Genomic DNA, 19512 nt, shown 5'->3' with positions numbered 1-19512 from the left:
GCATTGGGCATTGGGCATTGGGCATTGGGCATTGGGCATTGGGCATTGGGCATTGAGCATTGGGCATTGGTTATTCTCGTTGTCCCTGTAAAGTTCTGATCTAAGGAAGCGCATTCTCCATACCCTATTCCCCATGCCCTATTCCCCATTCCCAATACCTTTGAGCAGAAGATTCATTGTGCGGCGCATGTATGCTTCTACTGGCTCAGTTGTGGGTTTGAAGATCAGTGCATAATATAGTGATCCGCTTACAAGGTCGATAATTAAGTCTACATCTGCATTATTGTGAATTTCGCCTCTAGACTTGGCACGCTCAAGTATTTTAGAAAAGGCTTCACGTCTGAGTTTCGTATATTTTGTCCAGTAAACCTCGGCAAATTGAGGATTGCTAGACGCTGTACTAACAATCAGCGCAAGTGTCTGACGACCAAGGGGACTATCTATTTTTTTGGCGGCATTCTTAATCAGGATATCCATGTCTCCCCAAAAGCTGCCGGTATCGGGGATCGCTAAATCATCTCTGAGACTTTCTATCGCGTCTGCAACTAGTTCTTCTTTGGAAGTGTAACGCCGATAAATAGTTGTTTTACCAACTCCAGCACGAGAAGCGATCGCTTCTATACTCATGCTTTCATATCCTACCTCTGCAAGCAAATCCAAAGTTGCTTGCAGAATAGCTTGGTCGGCATGGATGCTGCGTGGGCGTCCAGAGGTGCTGTTGATTTGCTTACTCATAAAATATCATCCCCAAGCAATATCTTCTTGGCCATTTGCTTCTACTTTTGGGCATAGAACATAGCTTTTGGAAAAGGAAATAAGCCTCATAACCCAATTCTCATGCACTAAAACAGCAGCAATGACCATCCATCTTTAGCATAGGTATTTCTGCCGCTTTTCATAGAAAACTCTCTTGACCGTTTTTATATGATACGCTACCGTAGCGTATATATACAATACTTAATTTTAGCTTTGGCATTGCTTGACATCTCCCAAATATTATTTGTGCTAAATAATGGCTACCAACATTAAAGGTTCTAGTTTTGACGAATTTGGTTATGTCCACGGGCCATTGAAGTGGGCGATCGCTTTTACGGCTTCTCTGGGTGCGATACTAGAAGTAATTGATACTAGTATTGTTAACGTTGCCCTGACAGATATACAGGCTAGTTTGGGTGCAACTGTTAGTGAAGTCGGCTGGGTGGTAACTGGATATGCGATCGCAAATGTCGTCTTAATTCCCTTATCTGCATGGCTGGGAGATTACTTTGGACGCAAAACCTACTTTATCTTCTCGTTGATTGGCTTTACCCTGGCCTCGGTTTTATGCGGTTTGGCATTTAATTTGCCGATGCTAGTTTTTTCTCGAATTCTTCAAGGTTTGTGTGGTGGCGGGTTGCTAGCTAAAGCCCAAGCGATTTTGTTCGAGACTTTTCCACCTGCTGAACAGGGTTTAGCACAAGCAGTTTTTGGGGTAGGTGTAATTGCTGGCCCAGCCATCGGCCCGACTTTAGGGGGATTTTTGGTAGATGGTTTGGGCTGGCGGTGGATTTTCTTTGTGAATATTCCCTTCGGGATCGTTGCAGTGGCGATGTCAGTGGTATTTTTGCCCAAAGACAAAGATAAGAGTGAGACACAAAGCCAAGCCGTCGATTGGTTCGGGATTGGGTTTTTAGTTATCGCTATTGGCTGTATGCAAACTTTGTTAGAGGAAGGAGAGAAAGATGACTGGTTTTCCTCCAGTTTTATTACCACATTAGCGATCGCTAGTTTTATCGGCTTGGGATTGTTTATTTGGTACGAATTGCGAATAGCCCATCCTGCTGTGGATTTGAGAGTTTTGCGTCACCGTTCTTTAGCTGCGGGAAGCGTTCTCTCAGCAGTGGTGGGTATGGGGCTTTATGGCACGCTCTTTGCTGTGCCGATATTTGCTCAAAGTGTACTGCACTTTACGGCAACGCAGACAGGACTATTGTTAGCGCCTGGTGCTTTAGCATCTGCGATCGTGATGGTTTTATTAGGTAAACTGTCTAGTAAAATTGATGCCCGATTTTTAATTGCAATGGGCGCTGTGGGATCGTCTGGAGTTATGTTTCAACTCGCAGCAATTACTCCACAAACTGGCATAGATGATTTATTTTGGCCATTGGTATGGCGTGGGGCTTTTACTGTGTTAATGTTTCTGCCTTTGAGTTTGGCAGTTTTAGGCCCGCTACCCAAACAGGATATTTCTGCTGGCTCTGGTTTCTACAACCTCACCCGACAACTGGGTGGTAGCATTGGCATTGCTTTACTCACCACTTTGCTTGACCGACGAGAAGCTTTTCATCGAGCCATCCTGTTAGCAAAACTTAGTCCTTATGACCCAGAGACGAGTCAGCGCCTCGACTTACTCAACGGGGCACTCCAAGGTCAAGGCATGGATGCAACAACATCTCAACAGCAAGCATTAGCTTTATTAAGTCAAATAGTAGATACTCAAGCTGCGGTTTTGTCTTACGCAGATTGCTTTCGAGTGGTAGGGGTAGGGTTTCTTTGCTCGTTACCTCTGTTGTTATTTCTGGGTAAAGGCGGTGCAGGAGCGAAAGCGCCAGTTGGTCACTAGTACGTCGTCAAGCTAGTTTTGAGGGTTTGTAGTAAGCACTTTAGTGCTTGGGAAACTAAGGACTAAAGTCCTTACTACGAACTTCCTTACCCATCAATTTAAACTTGACAGACTACTAGGGGTAAGGTAAATAGCGATCGCATCCCTATTCTAAATTCTCTGACTGCAAAACTGCGTAATAATACGGCTTCAGAATTATTCTCTACCGCAAGTGATAGCAGAAAATTAATACACACTGATTGATCTAAATGAAAAAAGTAAAAGTCCCACTCAGTTTTGAGCGGGACTATATGAAGTCTTATTACTAAAATGAGAAATCTTGATCTTAGAAAAAGTTCATTATTGTAATAACCCCAACGCTGGTTAACATCATTAAAGCGCCCATAATTATAGACTGGCCTAATGGATTGCTGAATTTTGCGTTGTTCATTTAAGTAAAATCCCTTTTATTAATAGTTTCTTAACCATATCAAAATCAGTATAAATATCTATAAAAGTATTATAAAACTTAAATTACCTTAAGATTTCTTAGTAAATAATTCATTTATGCTTATGTAATAATTTTTACTGGGCATTGGGCATTAGGAGTGCTGTTAACGGATAGCTAGGATTTAGCCCGTGCTGAGTGCTGAGTTAGGAGTTAGGGGTTTTGTTTGCCCCCTTGTCTCCCCCACTCCCCATTCTCCATTCTCAAAATGTAGTAATTTCCACACAAAATCATTACCTTATTTCCGAGCGGAATACGCGTCTTAATGAAGTAAGATCGATCTTAATCAAGGTAAAAATATTTTGAATAGAAGATTATCATGACAGTCTCCACGGCATCTAGAAACCAAGCGATCGCTTTTGACTTAGACAAATTAAACGAGCAATTTGAAAGTGCCACACCCAAAGACATACTGGCATGGTCTATAGAGAATATCCCAACGGGACTGGTGCAAACAAGCGCCTTTAACGTGGATGACATGATAATTACCCATATTCTTTACACTGAACTGAAGCATCCGGTTCCTGTGATCTTTCTTGACACCTTGCACCACTTCCCTGAAAGCCTAGAATTGGTAGACAAAGCCATACAAATCTACAACCTGGATTTGCAAACTTTCAAAACTCCAGATGTAGACACCCGCGAAGCCTTTGAAGCCAAATACGGCGATAAACTCTGGGACAAAGATATTGCCAAATTCCACCACATTACAAAAATTGAACCACTACTACGGGGTCTAGACGAACTCAACAGCGTCGCTTGGATTACCGGACGCCGCCGTGACCAAGCAGTAACCCGTGCGAATATGCCCATATTTGAATTTGATGGTAAAGGTCGGCTGAAAGTAAATCCCATAGCTACTTGGACACGTCAAGACAGCTGGGTTTACGTAGCTGAACATGGAGTCATCTACAACCCCCTCCACGACCAAGGTTATCCCAGCATCGGCGACCAACCCATCACCACCAAAGTAGGCGAAGGCGAAGACGAACGCGCCGGACGCTGGCGGGGAAGTGATAAAACAGAATGCGGAATTCATATTTAGTCATTGGTCATTTGTCATTTGTCATTAGTATTAGACAAAGGACAAATGACTAAGAACAAAGGACAAATATGATTAAAATTCTCCATCTCTCCGATATCCACATGGGAAGCGGTTTTTCCCACGGACGAATTAATCCGGCGACGGGAGTAAATACACGATTGGAGGATTTTGTCAATACTCTATCTATATGTATTGACCGAGCGCTGACAGATGTAGTTGATATGGTGATATTTGGTGGCGATGCTTTCCCGGATGCTACACCACCGCCTTATGTACAGCAAGCTTTTGCCAGCCAATTTCGCCGTCTCATGGATGCCAATATTCCCACAGTGCTGTTGGTAGGCAACCACGACCAACACTCCCAAGGACAGGGAGGCGCGAGTTTAAATATTTACCGCACTTTGGGAGTGCCAGGGTTTGTTGTTGGTGATACATTAACTACTCACTGTATCGAAACCCGTAATGGCAAAGTGCAAGTAATTACTCTACCTTGGCTAACTCGTTCGACTTTGATGACTCGCCAAGAGACTGAAGGTTTGTCTTTGGCGGAAGTCAACCAACTATTAACGGAACGTCTGCGAGTTGTTCTAGAAGGGGAAATTCGCCGTCTTGACCCCGATGTGCCAACTATCCTTCTGGCTCACTTAATGTCTGACAATGCTACCTTGGGCGCAGAACGATTTTTGGCAGTTGGTAAAGGCTTTACTCTACCCCTATCTTTGCTGACGCGACCTTGTTTTGATTATGTAGCGTTAGGACACGTCCACCGCCACCAAAATCTGAATAAATCCAACAATCCGCCGGTGATTTATCCAGGGAGTATTGAACGGGTAGATTTTAGTGAAGAAAAAGAAGACAAAGGCTATGTAATGTTGGAACTGGAACGGGGGAAGGTTGAATGGGAATTTTGTCCCTTAACAGTTCGGACTTTCCGCACCATTGAGGTGGATATCTCGAAAGCAGATGATCCGCAGGCGGTGTTAATGAAAGCGATCGCTAAATATAATATTGAAGATGCTGTAGTGCGGCTAATTTACAAACTCCGCTCTGAACAGATGGATTTAATTGACAGTTCCTCTCTACATACTGCTTTAAGTCCCGCTCATACCTATACCATTCAAGCAGAATTAGTGAGTCAATTAGCCAGGCCCCGCATTCCTGAATTGAGTGCAAGTAGCAGCATCGACCCAATGGAAGCGTTAAAAACTTACTTGAACAATCGCGAAGACCTCAAAGACATCGCAACCTCAATGATGGATGCAGCTCAGAAGTTGCTAGCAGATGAAGTGGAAGTTTGGCTGGAAGCAGCAACTAATGAGTAGGATAAAATAATTTGTAATTAATAATTATTATGGAATAACGTAGACGCTTCTCTACCAGACGCTACGCGTAGCTTGCTTCCCGAAGGGTACGGCTTGCCGCAGGCTACCCCAGAGGCGCGGAGGGCACGGAGAAATCAGAGTTTTAGAGGTATTTTGTGTAAGCCCTATTTTCTACTCTCCAAAATCTATGACGCAAACAATCCAAGCAAAGGTCATCGACTTACGCTATTTAATTGATAACTTTGGTATTCAGTTAGTTTTAGATGACTCATTCTTCCACGAATGGCAAGAATATTTACCAGAAATTAATGATTTAGATAAACAACTTTTAGATAAGGTAAAAACGGGTTATTTTAATCTTCTGAATTATCCACCTTTACTAGAAGATGTAGTTAGAATGGCTGTTGTAGACCCATTACTTTTTATTGGGGATTTTTATCTAGCTCCGTTTTATGTAAAATCAGAAGAATCTATAGATATTGCTGTGCCAGATGAAGATGTAATCATCAAAGGTAGAATAGATACCTTAGTTTTGAAAGAGCAATTCTGGGTGATGATTATTGAGTCTAAAAGAGCTTCCTTTTCAGTGGAACAAGGAGTCGCACAAATTCTTGCTTATCTGTTAGGAAATATGTATACCGATAAACCTAGTTTTGGTATGATTGCCACAGGAAGCGAGTTTATTTTCGTCAAATTAGTGAAAGGAAATCCACCGCGTTATGCTTTATCAAAGGGTTTTTTGATGCGAAACCCTGGAAATGAATTGTACGACGTACTACGTATATTGAAATGCCTGACTCAGTTGGTGAGTACTTAATTTTTTTTATTGCTTAATTATATATTCTTATAAAAGGGGCGATGTGCGACACCAGGCGATACGCGTCTACGCTACATCATTTACCATTAAGTAATGAAAAATGTCTGATATTTAAATAGTAGTGATTACAGGAGTAAGCATACAATGAAAATTAGAGGAATCAAACGAGGTCAAACTATTGAATTATTAGAGCAAATTCACAGTATTCCTGATGGGGCAGAAATAATCGTTAATCTAGAACTTGCTTCTACTGAACCTGTTGTAGAAAAACCAGACTTAACAGAGGAAGAAAGGCTAGCAAAATTGAATAAATTATTTGGAGTTTGGCAAGACCAAGCAGAGTTAATAGATATCTTTGCTGAAATAGACCAGCAGCGTCACATTTATGAAGGAAGGGTGATAGACTCAATAGATAAATAGAAGAAAGACTAATGTATCTTCTAGATACTAACATTTGCATTTCATTGCTTAACGGTAATCCCAAAGCAGTAGCTATATTTAATCGCTATTTCACTCAATGCTATCTATCTACAATAGTAGTTTCAGAACTTTACAAAGGTGTTTACTGTTCTAAACAAGTTGAGAAAAATTTAGAAACATTAGCACAACTAACTGAACTATTACCCATTGAGCCATTTGATATAGATGCTGCCAGAGAATTTGGTAAAATCCAAAGTGAATTGAGGCAAATTGGTAGACCAACAGGAGAAGTAGATGCACTAATTGCTGCTGTTGTCCGTTCTCGTAATGATATTTTGGTTACGAACAATATCAAAGATTTTGAAAATATACCTAATTTGCTATTAGAGAATTGGTTAGAGTAGCAAAAAGGCTATATGAGTATTTCTACAAGTAAGCGATCGCCTGATTATATATTCTCACAGGATGCGCGATCGCTCTTTCAATAATGAGAGAATATACCATCTATAAATTTAGGGAAGTTCATGATGAAGCGAGAATTTAATGTAATCATCGAACGAGATGCAGATGGCTACTTTCTTGCTTCTGTCCCAAATCTTCCTGGTTGTCATACGCAAGCTAAAACTTTTAATACTCGTAATAAGCGCGATCGCTAAATATGATATTAAAATTACTGTAGTGCGGCTACTTTGTTTTACAAACAGCTTGACGGCTAAAAAAAGTCGAGTTTTCACTACTGTTTTGTATTACTAATGACATATTTTTTAGCAAATATTATGTATGCATCTGGATTGTTGCGCTTGCCATCAGAAAAACCCGTTTTTTGAAATGCCTTGGTAAATCAGATTTCTTTGCTACTTTTTGATCGCAAAATTGCTCACTAAGTAAAAAAAAATAATCCAGATGATAAATATTATTCTATATACCCTATAATTTTCATAATCACGGTATCCATGTAGAAATACCGTAGATTTAGGGGTGATTCCAATGAGCAAGTCGCAACAACCAACACAATTAAGTAAATTTCTAAGTGAAGGGATACAGGCTTATGTCATAAAAGCTTTGCAGAGTCTACAACTCCGGTATCAACACGCAATTAAAAGTTGGTTGAATGGACGCAGTGTACAAAGCTTTGTGAGTCTGTTTTTAATAAGTATTTTTTTGAGTATAGCAGTTGCCTCCTGTTCGGGAAGCAGTTCAGCTAGCAAAAATGATGTTAATTTAAAACTCGTTTCATTCTCTGTCACCAAAGCCGCTCATGACCAGATAATTCCCAAATTTATCGAAAAGTGGAAGCAGGAACACAACCAAAATGTCACATTTGAGCAAAGTTATGGCGGTTCTGTCGCTCAAGCGGCTGCTGTGATTGACGGTTCGCAAGAAGCAGACATAGTACACTTGGCACTTCCCCTCGATGTTAGCAAAATTCAGCAAGCAGGTTTGATTAAATCAGGTTGGGAAACTAAAGCACCGAGAAGTGGTATTGTGAGTAGATCGGTTGCTGCGATCGTTACTCGCGAAGGCAACCCGAAAGGCATCCAGACTTGGGCTGACTTGGCAAAAGATGGCGTGAAAGTGATTGCCGCTAACCCAAAAACTTCTGGTATTGCTATCTGGGAATTTTTGGCTTTTTGGGGTTCGGTAACTCTAACAGGTGGTGATGAAGCAACAGCGCTAGATTATGTCACCAAAGTTTATAAGAATACCCCGACTCTAACGAAAGATGCCCGTGAGGCTAGCGATTTATTCTTCCAAAAAGGTGAGGGAGATGTCTTAATCAACTACGAAAATGAGGTGATTTTGGCGGGGAAAAATGGGACTAAGCTACCTTATGTTGTCCCCCAAGTAAATATTTCCATTGACAATCCTGTAGCGATAGTTGATAAAAACGTCGATAAACACAGTACAAGAGAAGTTGCACAAGCATTTGTTGATTTTCTTTACTCCACAGAAGCTCAACGGGAATTTGCCAAATTACAATATCGTCCTGTTAACCCTAGCGTTACCCAAGAAGTAGCATCACAATATCCGCCAATTAAAACTTTATTCACATCTCAAGATTTAGGTGGTTGGGATATTATTCAGAGCAAGTTTTTTGGAAATGGGGCAATATTTGACAAAATTCAAGCTGCGAACAAAGCATGATAAAAGAGATATCATGCTGCATTCTCTACATTTTGCAGCTAGCCAAGCATAAGTAATTATCAGCCACTTTATCTCAATGGATAATTTATGAGCTTTTGTAACCGATTTCAAAATAGCTTTTTCTTAACATCTTTAATGCTTCTTGCCAGCAGTATTACTGCTTGTAACAGCGGACAAGAATTGAAAAGTCAAGTAAGTATTGATGGTGCTGCTGTAGGTTTTCCTGTTTCTTTAGCAGTTGCAGAAGAATATAGCAGAAGCAAATCTGAAGCTAAAGTTAGTGTTGCCTCAAGTGGTACTGGAGGTGGTTTCAGTAAATTTTGTAATGGCGATATTGATATAGCTGGTGCTTCTCGTACCATTCGAGATGAAGAAATCAAAAAATGTAAAAGTAAGAATATTGAATTTGTCGAGTTACCTGTAGCTTTAGATGGTATCGCTGTAATTGCTAACCGTAAAAATAACTTCGCCAAATGTCTAACTATTAAGGAACTGGGCAAAATTTGGGGTGCAAAATCAGACGGTAAAATCTTGACTTGGAATCAAGTTAATCCCAAATTCCCTAACGAAAAACTGAAGCTGTATGCTCCAGCTTCTGATACTGGAACCTTTGATTATATGACTCAAGCTGTAACTGGCAAAGCCAAGAATGGCCGTACAGATTACACCCCTAGTCACAATCAAAATCTCCTAGTACAAGGTGTTTCAGGTGATGTATCAGCCTTGGGTTATGTTGGGATATCTTACTACATTCAAAACCAAGATAAACTCAATTTAGTTGCTGTAGAAAGTCCTACGGGAAAGTGTGAAAAGCCAGTTCCTGTAGATAATGTCATCAAAAATATCTACACACCTTTGTCTCGTCCTCTATTTCTCTATGTCAGTAAAAAATCCTTAGATACCAAGCCAGCAGTTAAAGAATTTGTAGATTTTTATCTAGAAAATTCTTGGAAGTGGGTAGATAGTGTTGGTTATGTGGCACTACCTGATGAAGCTTATGTCAAGGTCAAACAAAAATTTGCTACTGGTGAAACAGGGACAAAATTCAAAAAAGCAAAACCAGGTGAACCAATCACAAACTTTATTTAAATAAAGTTCCAGTCATTGTAGTCTGAATGTAGTTAAAAAATAATTGTTTATGCAAAATCTCAATTCTCAAAACGATCCTTATCTACTTTCCAGACAATCATTGGATAAAAATCCATCTGAAGATATCTCTGAAAAGATTGTTGGGGTAATTTTATTCGCTTGTGCTTTAGTTTCGGTTTTAACTACTTTTGGAATTGTCGTAATTATCTTTCAAGAGACATTTGGTTTTTTCCAAGAAGTTTCCTTTGCTCAATTCTTTCTTGATACGAAATGGACGCCTTTATTTGCAGATAGACATTTTGGCGTTTGGCCGTTGATTAATGGCACTTTCTTAACGACAGGTATTGCGATGGCAGTTGCTATTCCTTTGGGGTTATCTTCTGCTATTTATTTAAGTGAGTATGCTCAACCAAAAGTAGCAGCAGTTTTACGTCCAGCAGTGGAACTTTTAGCGGGAATACCAACAGTAGTATATGGTTACTTTGCGCTATTGTTTGTCACACCTTTGCTACGAAATTTTATCCCTCTGGAAATATTCAACGCCTTGAGTGCAGGTTTAATGATGGGAGTAATGATTACTCCTACTGTTGGTTCTATCAGCTTAGATGCTATTAAAGCAGTTCCCCGCTCTTTACGAGAAGGCTCTTATGCTTTAGGTATCACTAAACTGGAAACAATTTTTAAAGTAGTTCTACCAGCCGCGCTTTCTGGAATCATCGCCTCAATTATATTGGGTATTTCTCGCGCTGTGGGTGAAACAATGACTGTTCTCATTGCCGCTGGATTACAGCCAAAGCTGACTGTTAATTTTGCGGAATCAATAGAAACAATGACAGCTTACATGGCACAAATTTCTGGAGGAGATAGTCCGCGTGGTAGTCTAAATTTCAAAACCTTATATGCTGTAGGTGCTGTTCTGTTTCTAATCACCCTAGTTTTGAATATTGTTAGTTACTGGATTGCAAATCGCTTTAAAGAAAAATACGATTAATTAAGTATGGCTACAAGTTATCAACCAAATAGTTCTCTAGATTCTACGGTAGAATTTACCGATAATGTTGACAGTAGGGAGACATTAGGGAAAGTATTTGAAGTAATTTTTTTGTTAGGATTGCTGATTGGTTTATTTATCCTAGCATTGCTACTTTTTGATATTTTGAAAGACGGATTAGGTAGATTTTTGTCACCCGGCTTTCTCACCGAAACTCCTTCTCGTTTTGCTGACCAAGGTGGCATTCGTCCTGCAATTATCAGTAGCGTACTTTTGGGAACTGTTGTGATTTTTGTTACTGTTCCTATTGGTGTCGGAGCAGCTTTATATCTAGAAGAGTATGCACCTAAAGCTTGGTGGACAGCGATTATTGAGATTAATATCAGTAATCTGGCAGGTGTACCTTCTATTGTTTATGGATTGCTGGGTTTAGGAGTTTTCAATTATTTACTTGGGTTTGGCCCCGCTTTGATTTCTGGTGCATTGACTTTATCTTTGTTGTCTTTGCCAGTAATTATTGTCACATCTAGAGAAGCAATTCGCGCCGTCCCAGATTCTCTGAGAAATGCTTCTTATGGATTAGGTGTTACCAAATGGCGAACTATCAGCAGTCATGTCATACCTTATGCTATTCCCGGTATTTTGACAGGGGTGATTATCTCTGTATCTCGTGCCATTGGTGATGCAGCATCTCTAATTGTTGTCGGTGCTGTGGGTTTTCTCACTTTTGACCCCGGTTTGTTCCAGAGATTTATGGCATTACCCATTCAAATTTACAGTTACATCACTCGTCCTGAACCGGGTTTTGCTGGTGCAGCAGCAGCGACAATTATTGCTTTGTTGCTCTTGATTTTAGCTTTAAATGGTGTTGCAATTTATATCCGGCAACGCTTCTCAATACGTTAGATAATTAAATATCTAATTGGATACATTCACAGATTATTTGGAGAACAGCCACATGACTTATAGCAATAGTAGAAGTAAATCAGATAGTGCCACAATTGAACAAGGTAATAGCGTCTTCAATGTTGAAGGTGTGAAGGTCTTCTATGGAGGATTCCTAGCACTTTTAGATGTTTATCTAAAGATTCCTGATAAACAAATTATTGCTTTTATTGGGCCTTCAGGATGCGGTAAAAGTACATTACTGCGTTGCTTCAACCGTATGAATGATTTAATTCCTGGTGCTAAGGTTGAGGGTAGACTGAATTATCGCGATCGCAACATTTACGATCCTAAGATAAATTCTGTAAAATTGCGCCGCCAAGTCGGAATGGTTTTTCAAAGACCGAATCCTTTCCCGAAGTCAATCTACGAAAATATTTCCTTTGGCCCCCGTGCTAATGGTTATAAAGGTAACATCGATGAATTGGTGGAAGATTCTCTCAGACGCGCTGCTATCTGGGATGAAGTGAAAGACAAACTCAAAGAGAAGGGTACTGCATTATCTGGCGGACAACAACAACGGCTTTGCATTGCGCGTGCGATCGCCATGAAGCCAGATGTATTATTAATGGATGAACCATGTTCTGCTCTCGACCCAATTTCTAGCCGCCAAGTAGAAGAACTCTGCTTAGAACTCAAGGAGCAATACACCATTATTATGGTGACACACAATATGCAACAAGCTTCAAGAGTCGCAGATTTCACGGCTTTCTTCAATACAGAAATTGACGAGCATGGCAAACGTCGCGGAAAATTAGTTGAGTTTAATCCGACAGTGCAAATGTTTAGTTCTCCTCAAACCAAAGAAGCTGAGGATTATATCAGTGGACGCTTCGGTTAAAGAGTTTGTCCTAAGTATTTAGGATAATAGATAACCTTGTACAATAAGGTAAAACTTTGTACAGGGTTTTGTTTTGTGATACCAGACTCACTAAAATAGCGGCACTACAGACTCAATCTATAATGCGTAGAAGAGTCACCCTATGCTGCATAACGCTCAAAAAATTTTGTTTGAGTTTTATCTCAACCCGCGATTAGTCTATTTCTCCGACATCCCGTAGCACTGCATCAATAAGGCTAGGTCGGATATAAATTCCATTGGTGCGTAACTGCTCAATATATACTTTAAGCTCAACAATCAAGCCTACTTTTTTCGCCTTACGCAAAATGCCAAGAGTACCTATCCGGCGAATTCCTAAGCGTTCTGCAACCCTTCGTGCTTGAGCATCATCCAAAAGTACTGTACTATCTGGAGTGGATTGAGCCAAGGCTATAGCTTCAGCTTCTCCACGATCAACTAGGATTGATAATGGTTCTAATATCAGGGCTTCAGGGGCTTGAATTTCCAACCAAGTTAACTGACTGACGGCTTGTGCACCAGGTAAACCTACACCTTGGATTGTTACTTCATCCCATACGGCTGTGAGAAGTAATATTCGCTGATAAAATTGGGGTAAAATTTCCAGTTGCGCGATAATTGCCAAGGAAATGAGGGGGCTGCTATCGGCAACGATGACAGAGTTAATCATCGCGCAATTCGTCGGCGATTTGGTCATCATCTAAGTTGATAACAGGGATTTGCAAACGTCCTAGTTCGTACATGAACTGCGGTTTGTTCATGCTGCAAAAGGCGGCGGCTTTACCAAGCGATAGTCTGCGTAGCTCAAATAGTTTGACTGCGAGCAAAAATGTGAGTTCTGCTTCTAAGGCTTGGGGTGATTTACCGGAGGTAATAAGTAAGTCATCGGGATAATGAAGGGATAGGATGTGCATGATTCACTTCTGTGTTCCTGATTCCTAATTCTGTCTTGATTATGGCTTACACCAGTCCAACTAGCATAACGAAGTGATCGCATCCAGTAGTGACTCAACAACAACTCGACGACTGGCTAAATCACGATTAAATCGCTTATCGAAGAATGGTGACTTTGCATTAGCTTAATTCTGGAAAATATGCTGAGGCTTAATAGTACTAAATTGAAGTAATATTTCAGTTTAGTACTTATACTGTGTATTATGTTTAAGCCTCTGTCATTTGCTTTAGTTGCAGCTACCATTCTAGTTGCATCAATCAATAATCCCAGTGCTACCTTAGCTCGAACTTGTGCCTCTAAGTGTGGGTCGCACCCAATTCAGTTTACACCTGGGCAACACATCCGAGTTGAAATTATAAATAGCACACCTAATCTAATAAAAATTCAAAAACCCTCTGGGACTGATGCAATATCCTTGAGTCCAGGGCAGAAATTAAATTTAGAACAAATAGAGGGTACTGAGCCAAATACATCTTTGATATTTTGGAGCGAAAAAGGTTTATCACTACAAGCAATTGTCTCTAAACTTAACTTTGGCACATTGCGGCTAGAACTCCGTCCAACTTGGCGCTCTCCAGGCGATCGCTCTTTGTATATTACGGATGATGGTAGGATAAACGTGTTTTAGATAGCAAATAATGTTATTAGTTATGAGTTAAGAAACAACTTTCAATTCAACACTCATAACTGAAAACTCCTAACTTTTATTGTGCTAGACCGACCTGTATCTGAACTATCAAAGCCTCGCCGACGCTTACCCGATCAACGTTGGCAAATTTATCCACAAAAACCAGAATTTGCCCAAAATCTGGCGGTTTTGACAAATATTTCACCGATTGTCAGCCAGTTGTTGATTAATCGGGGTATGGAAACACCAGAACAGGTACAAGCCTTTTTAGATCCAGAGTCTTTAGTTTTGCCTTCGCCTTTGGAAGATTTCCCAGATTTGGCGATTAGTTTAGAGTTGTTGGAAAATGCGATCGCTTCTCAAACAAAAATTGCTATTTGTGGTGATTATGATGCTGATGGGATGACTAGCACTGCTCTACTTTTGCGTAGTCTCCGCACTTTAGGCGCACAAGTAGATTATGCTATCCCCAGCCGGATGCACGAAGGCTATGGTATTAATAAACGCATAGTTGAAGAATTTCACCGCGAAGGTGTGGGATTAATTCTCACTGTAGATAATGGTATCTCTGCATTTGAACCAGTTGCGAGAGCTAGAGAACTTGGTCTTGCAGTGATTATCACCGATCATCATGATATACCCCAAAAATTACCGCCAGCTAACGCTATCCTCAACCCCAAACTAATAGCTGAATCTTCACCTTATCGGGGTGTTGCTGGTGTTGGTGTTGCCTACATTTTGGCAGTGTCTCTAGCACAACAACTAGGCCAGACTAAGGGCTTGATTCAGCCAATGCTAGCACTGTTTACGCTGGGAACGATCGCAGATTTAGCCCCCTTAACTGGTGTAAATCGCCGTTGGGTAAAACGTGGTTTACAACATTTACCCAAATCCCACTTACCTGGAATACAGGCGTTGATTCAGGTAGGTGGAGTACAGGCGAGAGATGAAGGAGCAGGGGAGCAGGGGAGCAGGGGAGCAGGGGAGCAGGGGAGAAAATCTCCAATCCAAAATCCAAAATCCCTCAAGCCTGAAGATATCGGGTTTCGTCTGGGGCCGCGAATTAATGCTATCGGTAGGATTGGTAATCCCCAGACTGTGATTGAATTGCTGACTACAGATGATATGGGAGTAGCGCTGGAAAGAGCAATGCAGTGCGAACAAATCAACGCTTCTCGCCAGGAAATGTGTCAGCAAATTGAACAAGAAGCGATCGCTTATGTAGAAGCAGAATTTGTTACATCTCTACAACGAGATCGTGTATTAATTGTTGTTCAACCTAATTGGCATCACGGCGTTATTGGCATCGTCGCCTCCCGCTTGGTGGAACGTTACGGTGTTCCCGTGTTTATCGGGACTTATGAAGATGAGGAACATATACGCGGTTCAGCACGCTCAATTCCAGAGTTTCATGTGTTTGAAGCTTTGGAATATTGTCACGATTTACTAGGCAAATTTGGTGGACACAAAGCAGCCGGGGGATTCTCTCTACCAGCAGAGAATTTACAGGTGTTGCGATCGCGTTTGATTGAGTTTGCTAACCAGTGTCTTGAACCCCAACATCTCAAGCCTCTGCTCAAAATTGATGCTGAAGTCAACCTCAATCATCTAAATCAGCAGCTTTATCAACAGCTTAATGCTCTACATCCCTGCGGTATGGACAACCCCGATCCAGTTTTCTGGACACCTAATGTCCAAGTGGTTGAGCAAAAAATTGTTGGGAAGGGTCATATTAAACTCACAATCGCCCAAACTGTCGATAATCAGGAGTATAAAATCAAAGCGATCGCTTGGCGTTGGGGCGACTATTTCCGTTTACCACCGCGAGTAGATGTTGCTTACAAACTGCGAGAAAATTACTTTAACGGTAACACTAGTATCGAACTAGAGTTAATCGGTGTCAGGTTGCCAATTAAGCTTCAACAATTTTTTGCTTCTTCACCTATCCAGTCAAGCACCACCTTTGAGTACAACCAGCGACAATATACTTGTGGTTTCTATAAAAACGGTATTGAAGCAGAATTAAGAATTAAAAATTCTGAAGGCAAAGTCTTAGCCATGCAGCCAGGACATATAATTGGTTTGCTGGGTACTAATCGTCAAAACGCCAAAGAAGTCGATCTCTCTCAACCACAGTATGACAATATTATCCAAGCTGCCCTTCATGCGTTATCAGTATTGAGTGCTGAGTTATGAGTTTTAAATTCCAAAATTTTCTTCTACTCAACACTCAGCACTCAGCACTGTTAAAGGTTGCCGTTGCGAAATGCCAGCACAAAGATTACTGCTGGGCCAGCAATCACAATTAGCGCCACGGACAGCAATTGGAAAATAACTTCCCAATTGATACTGGTAAAAGCGTTAAACAATCCAGATAAAGCATCAAACATTTTTCTTCTTCTCCTCTCAATTGTCTTAAAAAATTCAATAACTTAATTACAAAACCCGCAATCGATCATATCTGGCTATGGCCTGTAAGATTTAATTTACTTAACAAAATTATAAGAAAAGACATAAAAACGTAAAATAGGGGCATTGGGCATTGTCTATTCTCCCTATTCCCTATTCCCCACTCCCTACTCCCCCAATCCAAAATGTCAACTTGGCAATGTGTAAAGCAATGTGGAGCCTGCTGTAATCTCGACCCAGCAGAGCGTCCAGACTTAGAAGAGTATCTCTCACCACCAGAACTAGAACTCTACCTCAGCATGGTAGGCGAAGGGGGATGGTGCGTTAATTTCGACCATACCACGCGAGAATGTCGCATCTACTCCAATCGCCCTCGCTTCTGCCGTGTGGAATCAGAAGTGTTTCAAGATATGTATGGGGTTGAACCAGAAGAAGTCAACGATTTTGCTATTGACTGCTGTCGCCAGCAAATAGAAGGAGTTTATGGCGATCGCAGTTTAGAAATATTACGCTTTGACAAAGCTGTTGGCCTTTGACACCCAACCCTCCTTTTTTTGTGTGAGGTTGCAATTTATGACAAAAATCTGAGAAAATGATAGAAATATGAAAAGACTCTAGCAACCAAAACTACTGCTTGTGAAACTTGACTCTGTACCTTTGGAGATTTCTGGCATATCTCACACTGAGATCGAGCTAGAACTGAAAGATAGCAATGATATTAACTTAGCTCCCGCGATCGTTCCGTCAGTTCAGCCTGTAATTGCCGATAGTCCTCAAAAGCAGCAATCAGTGCTAGTAGTTTTTGGTACGACTTTTGTAACCATTTTTCTAGCAGAAATTGGAGATAAAACTCAGCTATCCACTCTGTTAATGAGCGCACAATCTCATTCGCCGTGGGTGGTATTTATCGGATCTGCGGCGGCCCTAATAACCACCAGCTTATTAGGTGTACTTTTAGGTAGTTGGATAGCCAACCGACTCAGCCCAAAAACTGTAGAAAAATCAGCCGGCGTAATGTTGTTGGTAATTTCCCTAATGCTATTTTGGGATGTATTTAATAGTCATTAGTCATTAGTCATTAGAAAAATTCCCCACTGCCCCTTAATTATATGGATTGGCATCTTTTAGGACTGAGCTTTATTACGGTTTTTTTATCAGAATTGGGTGACAAAAGTCAGCTAGCGGCGATCGCACTTTCAGGGCGTTCTAATTCTCCACGTGCAGTATTTTTTGGTGCAGCAGGCGCATTGCTGTTAACAAGCCTGTTGGGATCGTTAGCAGGGGGTGCAGTAGCGGAATTGTTACCTACACGTGTGTTAAAAGCGATCGCGGCTGTAGGATTTGCCATTCTTGCTGCACGCCTGCTGTTATTTAACAATGAACCATCGGCAGATTCTGAGCAAACACCTTAGAGAAGAATTCAGAATTCAGAATCCAGAAATCAGAATTATCCTTCGTCGGCTATTAAAGTTTTTAACCAGTATCACTTAGTTAATTCGACCCTTTAACAAGCTCAGGGCATCGCAAGCTCAGTAACCACCGGACTCGAATTAATACTGAATTCTGACTCCTAAGTTCTAAATTATCATTTACAAAAGTTCCCAGGCAGTTCCTTTGTAGCCGTATTGAAAAATTTCTGGATGCAAAATTTCAGCCAAAATTTCTAGAGAATCTACCAGTCGCGGCCCTGGACGATTGAAGTAAGAATTGCCATCAGTAATGTAGACTCTACCAGCTGCGGTAGCGTGTAGTTTTTCCCACTCTGGACGTTGAGTTAATAAATTGGCTTCTTTGCGAGTACGATTTAAATCAAAGCCACAAGGCATAAAAACAATTACATCAGGATTAGTTGTTACTAGTGTTTCCCACGGCAAGATCGGAGAAGGCTGACCTGTAGCGCAAAATAGAGACTGTCCTCCTGCTAAGTTAACTAATTCAGGAATCCAATTAGCGGCGACCATCAAAGGATCAGTCCACTCGATACAGGCGACGGTAGGCAGTTCATCTAAAGAAAGTCCTTGGATTTTTTGCTGACAGATTTTGACGCGAGCTTCTAAATTTTCTAAGACTTTTACCGAGTCTACACCAAAGATATTGCCGACTCGCTCAATGTCAGCCCAAACATCCGGGAGAATATTGGGTTGTAAAGAAATAATCTGAGGTTTACTGTCAATCAGTGTAGCAACTGCCTTTTCAACATCGTGTAAGCTAACAGCACAAACATCGCACTGGTCTTGAGTGAGAATATGAGTAGGCTGCAATTGCTCTAAAACATCTGTTTTGATTTCATAAATACTAAGAGCAGATTGCAATAAATTGTTCACTTCGTCGTGAATTTGGCTGCTGGAGGCATCACTGTTTAAACGTGCTTGGGTACAAATGGGGCGATTGAGGATTTCTGGAGGGTAATCGCATTCGTGCGATCGCCCCACAATAGCATTAACCAACCCTAGTGCCGCTAAAATCTCTGTTCCACCGGGGATCAGGGAAACAATTCTTACATCACTATCTGTCATCGCTCCACCTCCGTAAAAGCTGCCATTACCTTAAGTTTGGCAGAATTTGAGCCATTAGGTATCTTTCTCTAGGAGAATCAAGAGTATTTTGCTAGTCAGTACTCAGCAAGAAATTCTACTGGGGATTGGGTATTGAGAAGAATCTTTACCACTCCCCAGTTTCAAATTAAAAATACTATACTACTTATACTACTTGATAGTAGAATTACTTAATAGTGAAATTACTTCAAATGCTAATTATCCCCTGGCAAAAATTAATAGTATGAAGTAACAGAATTAATC

Annotated in this window: 22 protein-coding genes; 17 read left to right on the top strand and 5 right to left on the bottom strand. The window is 40.9% G+C overall.

Features of this window, described 5'->3' with window-relative positions:
- Positions 1-138: 138 nt before the first annotated feature.
- On the bottom strand, positions 139-735 hold the full coding sequence (locus HWQ42_RS31110) for a TetR/AcrR family transcriptional regulator (protein WP_292818846.1): 597 nt from the start codon (positions 733-735) through the stop codon (positions 139-141).
- Between the two features lie 277 nt (positions 736-1012).
- Between HWQ42_RS31110 and HWQ42_RS31105 the strand changes: the two genes are divergently transcribed.
- The 12 genes from HWQ42_RS31105 to pstB all read left to right on the top strand — a co-directional run bounded on the left by HWQ42_RS31105 (position 1013) and on the right by pstB (position 12704).
- On the top strand, positions 1013-2602 hold the full coding sequence (locus tag HWQ42_RS31105) for a DHA2 family efflux MFS transporter permease subunit (protein WP_292818843.1): 1590 nt from the start codon (positions 1013-1015) through the stop codon (positions 2600-2602).
- Between the two features lie 806 nt (positions 2603-3408).
- On the top strand, positions 3409-4134 hold the full coding sequence (gene cysH, locus HWQ42_RS31100; protein ID WP_292728759.1) for a phosphoadenosine phosphosulfate reductase: 726 nt from the start codon (positions 3409-3411) through the stop codon (positions 4132-4134).
- Between the two features lie 68 nt (positions 4135-4202).
- Positions 4203-5456 (top strand): exonuclease SbcCD subunit D, encoded by a 1254-nt coding sequence (gene sbcD / locus HWQ42_RS31095; protein WP_292728762.1) that lies wholly within the window; start codon positions 4203-4205, stop codon positions 5454-5456.
- Positions 5457-5643: 187 nt separating this feature from the next.
- The gene (locus HWQ42_RS31090) at positions 5644-6273 is read left to right on the top strand and encodes a restriction endonuclease subunit R (RefSeq protein ID WP_292818840.1); all 630 of its coding nucleotides are present in this window, start codon (positions 5644-5646) and stop codon (positions 6271-6273) included.
- A gap of 144 nt (positions 6274-6417) precedes the next feature.
- Positions 6418-6693, top strand: coding sequence for a hypothetical protein (locus tag HWQ42_RS31085; protein WP_292818837.1), 276 nt, complete (start codon positions 6418-6420; stop codon positions 6691-6693).
- Positions 6694-6704: 11 nt separating this feature from the next.
- Positions 6705-7097: a type II toxin-antitoxin system VapC family toxin gene (locus HWQ42_RS31080; RefSeq protein ID WP_292818834.1), complete on the top strand. Its 393-nt coding sequence runs from the start codon at positions 6705-6707 to the stop codon at positions 7095-7097.
- Between the two features lie 120 nt (positions 7098-7217).
- Positions 7218-7349, top strand: a complete 132-nt coding sequence (locus tag HWQ42_RS31075) for a type II toxin-antitoxin system HicB family antitoxin (RefSeq protein WP_292818831.1) — start codon at positions 7218-7220, stop codon at positions 7347-7349.
- 331 nt (positions 7350-7680) lie between these two features.
- Positions 7681-8838: a sulfate ABC transporter substrate-binding protein gene (locus tag HWQ42_RS31070; protein ID WP_292818828.1), complete on the top strand. Its 1158-nt coding sequence runs from the start codon at positions 7681-7683 to the stop codon at positions 8836-8838.
- 87 nt (positions 8839-8925) lie between these two features.
- Entirely contained in the window at positions 8926-9927 is a 1002-nt protein-coding gene (locus HWQ42_RS31065; RefSeq protein WP_292818825.1) for a PstS family phosphate ABC transporter substrate-binding protein, read from the top strand.
- Positions 9928-9976: 49 nt separating this feature from the next.
- Complete coding sequence (gene pstC, locus HWQ42_RS31060) at positions 9977-10918, top strand: phosphate ABC transporter permease subunit PstC (protein WP_292818823.1); 942 nt, start codon at positions 9977-9979, stop codon at positions 10916-10918.
- A 6-nt stretch (positions 10919-10924) separates the two neighbouring features.
- Positions 10925-11824: a phosphate ABC transporter permease PstA gene (gene pstA, locus HWQ42_RS31055; protein WP_292818819.1), complete on the top strand. Its 900-nt coding sequence runs from the start codon at positions 10925-10927 to the stop codon at positions 11822-11824.
- Positions 11825-11876: 52 nt separating this feature from the next.
- Positions 11877-12704: a phosphate ABC transporter ATP-binding protein PstB gene (pstB, locus tag HWQ42_RS31050; RefSeq protein ID WP_292818817.1), complete on the top strand. Its 828-nt coding sequence runs from the start codon at positions 11877-11879 to the stop codon at positions 12702-12704.
- Positions 12705-12897: 193 nt separating this feature from the next.
- Here the strand turns inward: pstB and HWQ42_RS31045 are convergent, their stop codons facing one another.
- Together HWQ42_RS31045 and HWQ42_RS31040 are read right to left on the bottom strand one after the other, a co-directional pair.
- Positions 12898-13392 (bottom strand): DUF3368 domain-containing protein, encoded by a 495-nt coding sequence (locus HWQ42_RS31045; RefSeq protein ID WP_292818815.1) that lies wholly within the window; start codon positions 13390-13392, stop codon positions 12898-12900.
- Positions 13385-13636 carry a UPF0175 family protein gene (locus HWQ42_RS31040; protein ID WP_073645131.1) on the bottom strand — a complete coding sequence of 84 codons (252 nt, stop codon included), beginning with the start codon at positions 13634-13636 and terminating at the stop codon, positions 13385-13387. Before HWQ42_RS31040 ends, HWQ42_RS31045 begins: the two co-directional genes overlap by 8 nt.
- Positions 13637-13879: 243 nt before the next feature.
- Between HWQ42_RS31040 and HWQ42_RS31035 the strand changes: the two genes are divergently transcribed.
- Both HWQ42_RS31035 and HWQ42_RS31030 read left to right on the top strand, forming a co-directional pair.
- A complete protein-coding gene (locus tag HWQ42_RS31035; protein WP_292818813.1) occupies positions 13880-14305 on the top strand; it encodes a hypothetical protein in 426 nt (141 codons plus the stop codon).
- A gap of 81 nt (positions 14306-14386) precedes the next feature.
- Positions 14387-16501: a DHH family phosphoesterase gene (locus HWQ42_RS31030; protein WP_292818811.1), complete on the top strand. Its 2115-nt coding sequence runs from the start codon at positions 14387-14389 to the stop codon at positions 16499-16501.
- A 50-nt stretch (positions 16502-16551) separates the two neighbouring features.
- On the opposite strand, the gene HWQ42_RS31025 is transcribed toward HWQ42_RS31030, so the two are convergent.
- Positions 16552-16695 (bottom strand): photosystem II reaction center protein Ycf12, encoded by a 144-nt coding sequence (locus tag HWQ42_RS31025; RefSeq protein WP_190240852.1) that lies wholly within the window; start codon positions 16693-16695, stop codon positions 16552-16554.
- Between the two features lie 204 nt (positions 16696-16899).
- Between HWQ42_RS31025 and HWQ42_RS31020 the strand changes: the two genes are divergently transcribed.
- The 3 genes from HWQ42_RS31020 (at position 16900) to HWQ42_RS31010 (ending at position 18126) form a co-directional block, all read left to right on the top strand.
- Positions 16900-17250 (top strand): YkgJ family cysteine cluster protein, encoded by a 351-nt coding sequence (locus HWQ42_RS31020; RefSeq protein ID WP_292728780.1) that lies wholly within the window; start codon positions 16900-16902, stop codon positions 17248-17250.
- Between the two features lie 100 nt (positions 17251-17350).
- Positions 17351-17782 carry a TMEM165/GDT1 family protein gene (locus HWQ42_RS31015; RefSeq protein WP_292818809.1) on the top strand — a complete coding sequence of 144 codons (432 nt, stop codon included), beginning with the start codon at positions 17351-17353 and terminating at the stop codon, positions 17780-17782.
- A gap of 41 nt (positions 17783-17823) precedes the next feature.
- Entirely contained in the window at positions 17824-18126 is a 303-nt protein-coding gene (locus HWQ42_RS31010; protein WP_099100177.1) for a TMEM165/GDT1 family protein, read from the top strand.
- A gap of 177 nt (positions 18127-18303) precedes the next feature.
- On the opposite strand, the gene HWQ42_RS31005 is transcribed toward HWQ42_RS31010, so the two are convergent.
- Positions 18304-19230, bottom strand: coding sequence for a cobalamin-binding protein (locus tag HWQ42_RS31005; RefSeq protein WP_292737763.1), 927 nt, complete (start codon positions 19228-19230; stop codon positions 18304-18306).
- Positions 19231-19512: the final 282 nt, after the last annotated feature.

Source organism: Nostoc sp. JL23 (assembly GCF_017115065.1).
Classification (GTDB): Bacteria; Cyanobacteriota; Cyanobacteriia; order Cyanobacteriales; family Nostocaceae; genus Nostoc; species Nostoc punctiforme_A.
The sequence above is the reverse complement of the archived record's forward strand: the minus strand, read 5'-3'. Positions and strand labels throughout refer to the sequence as shown.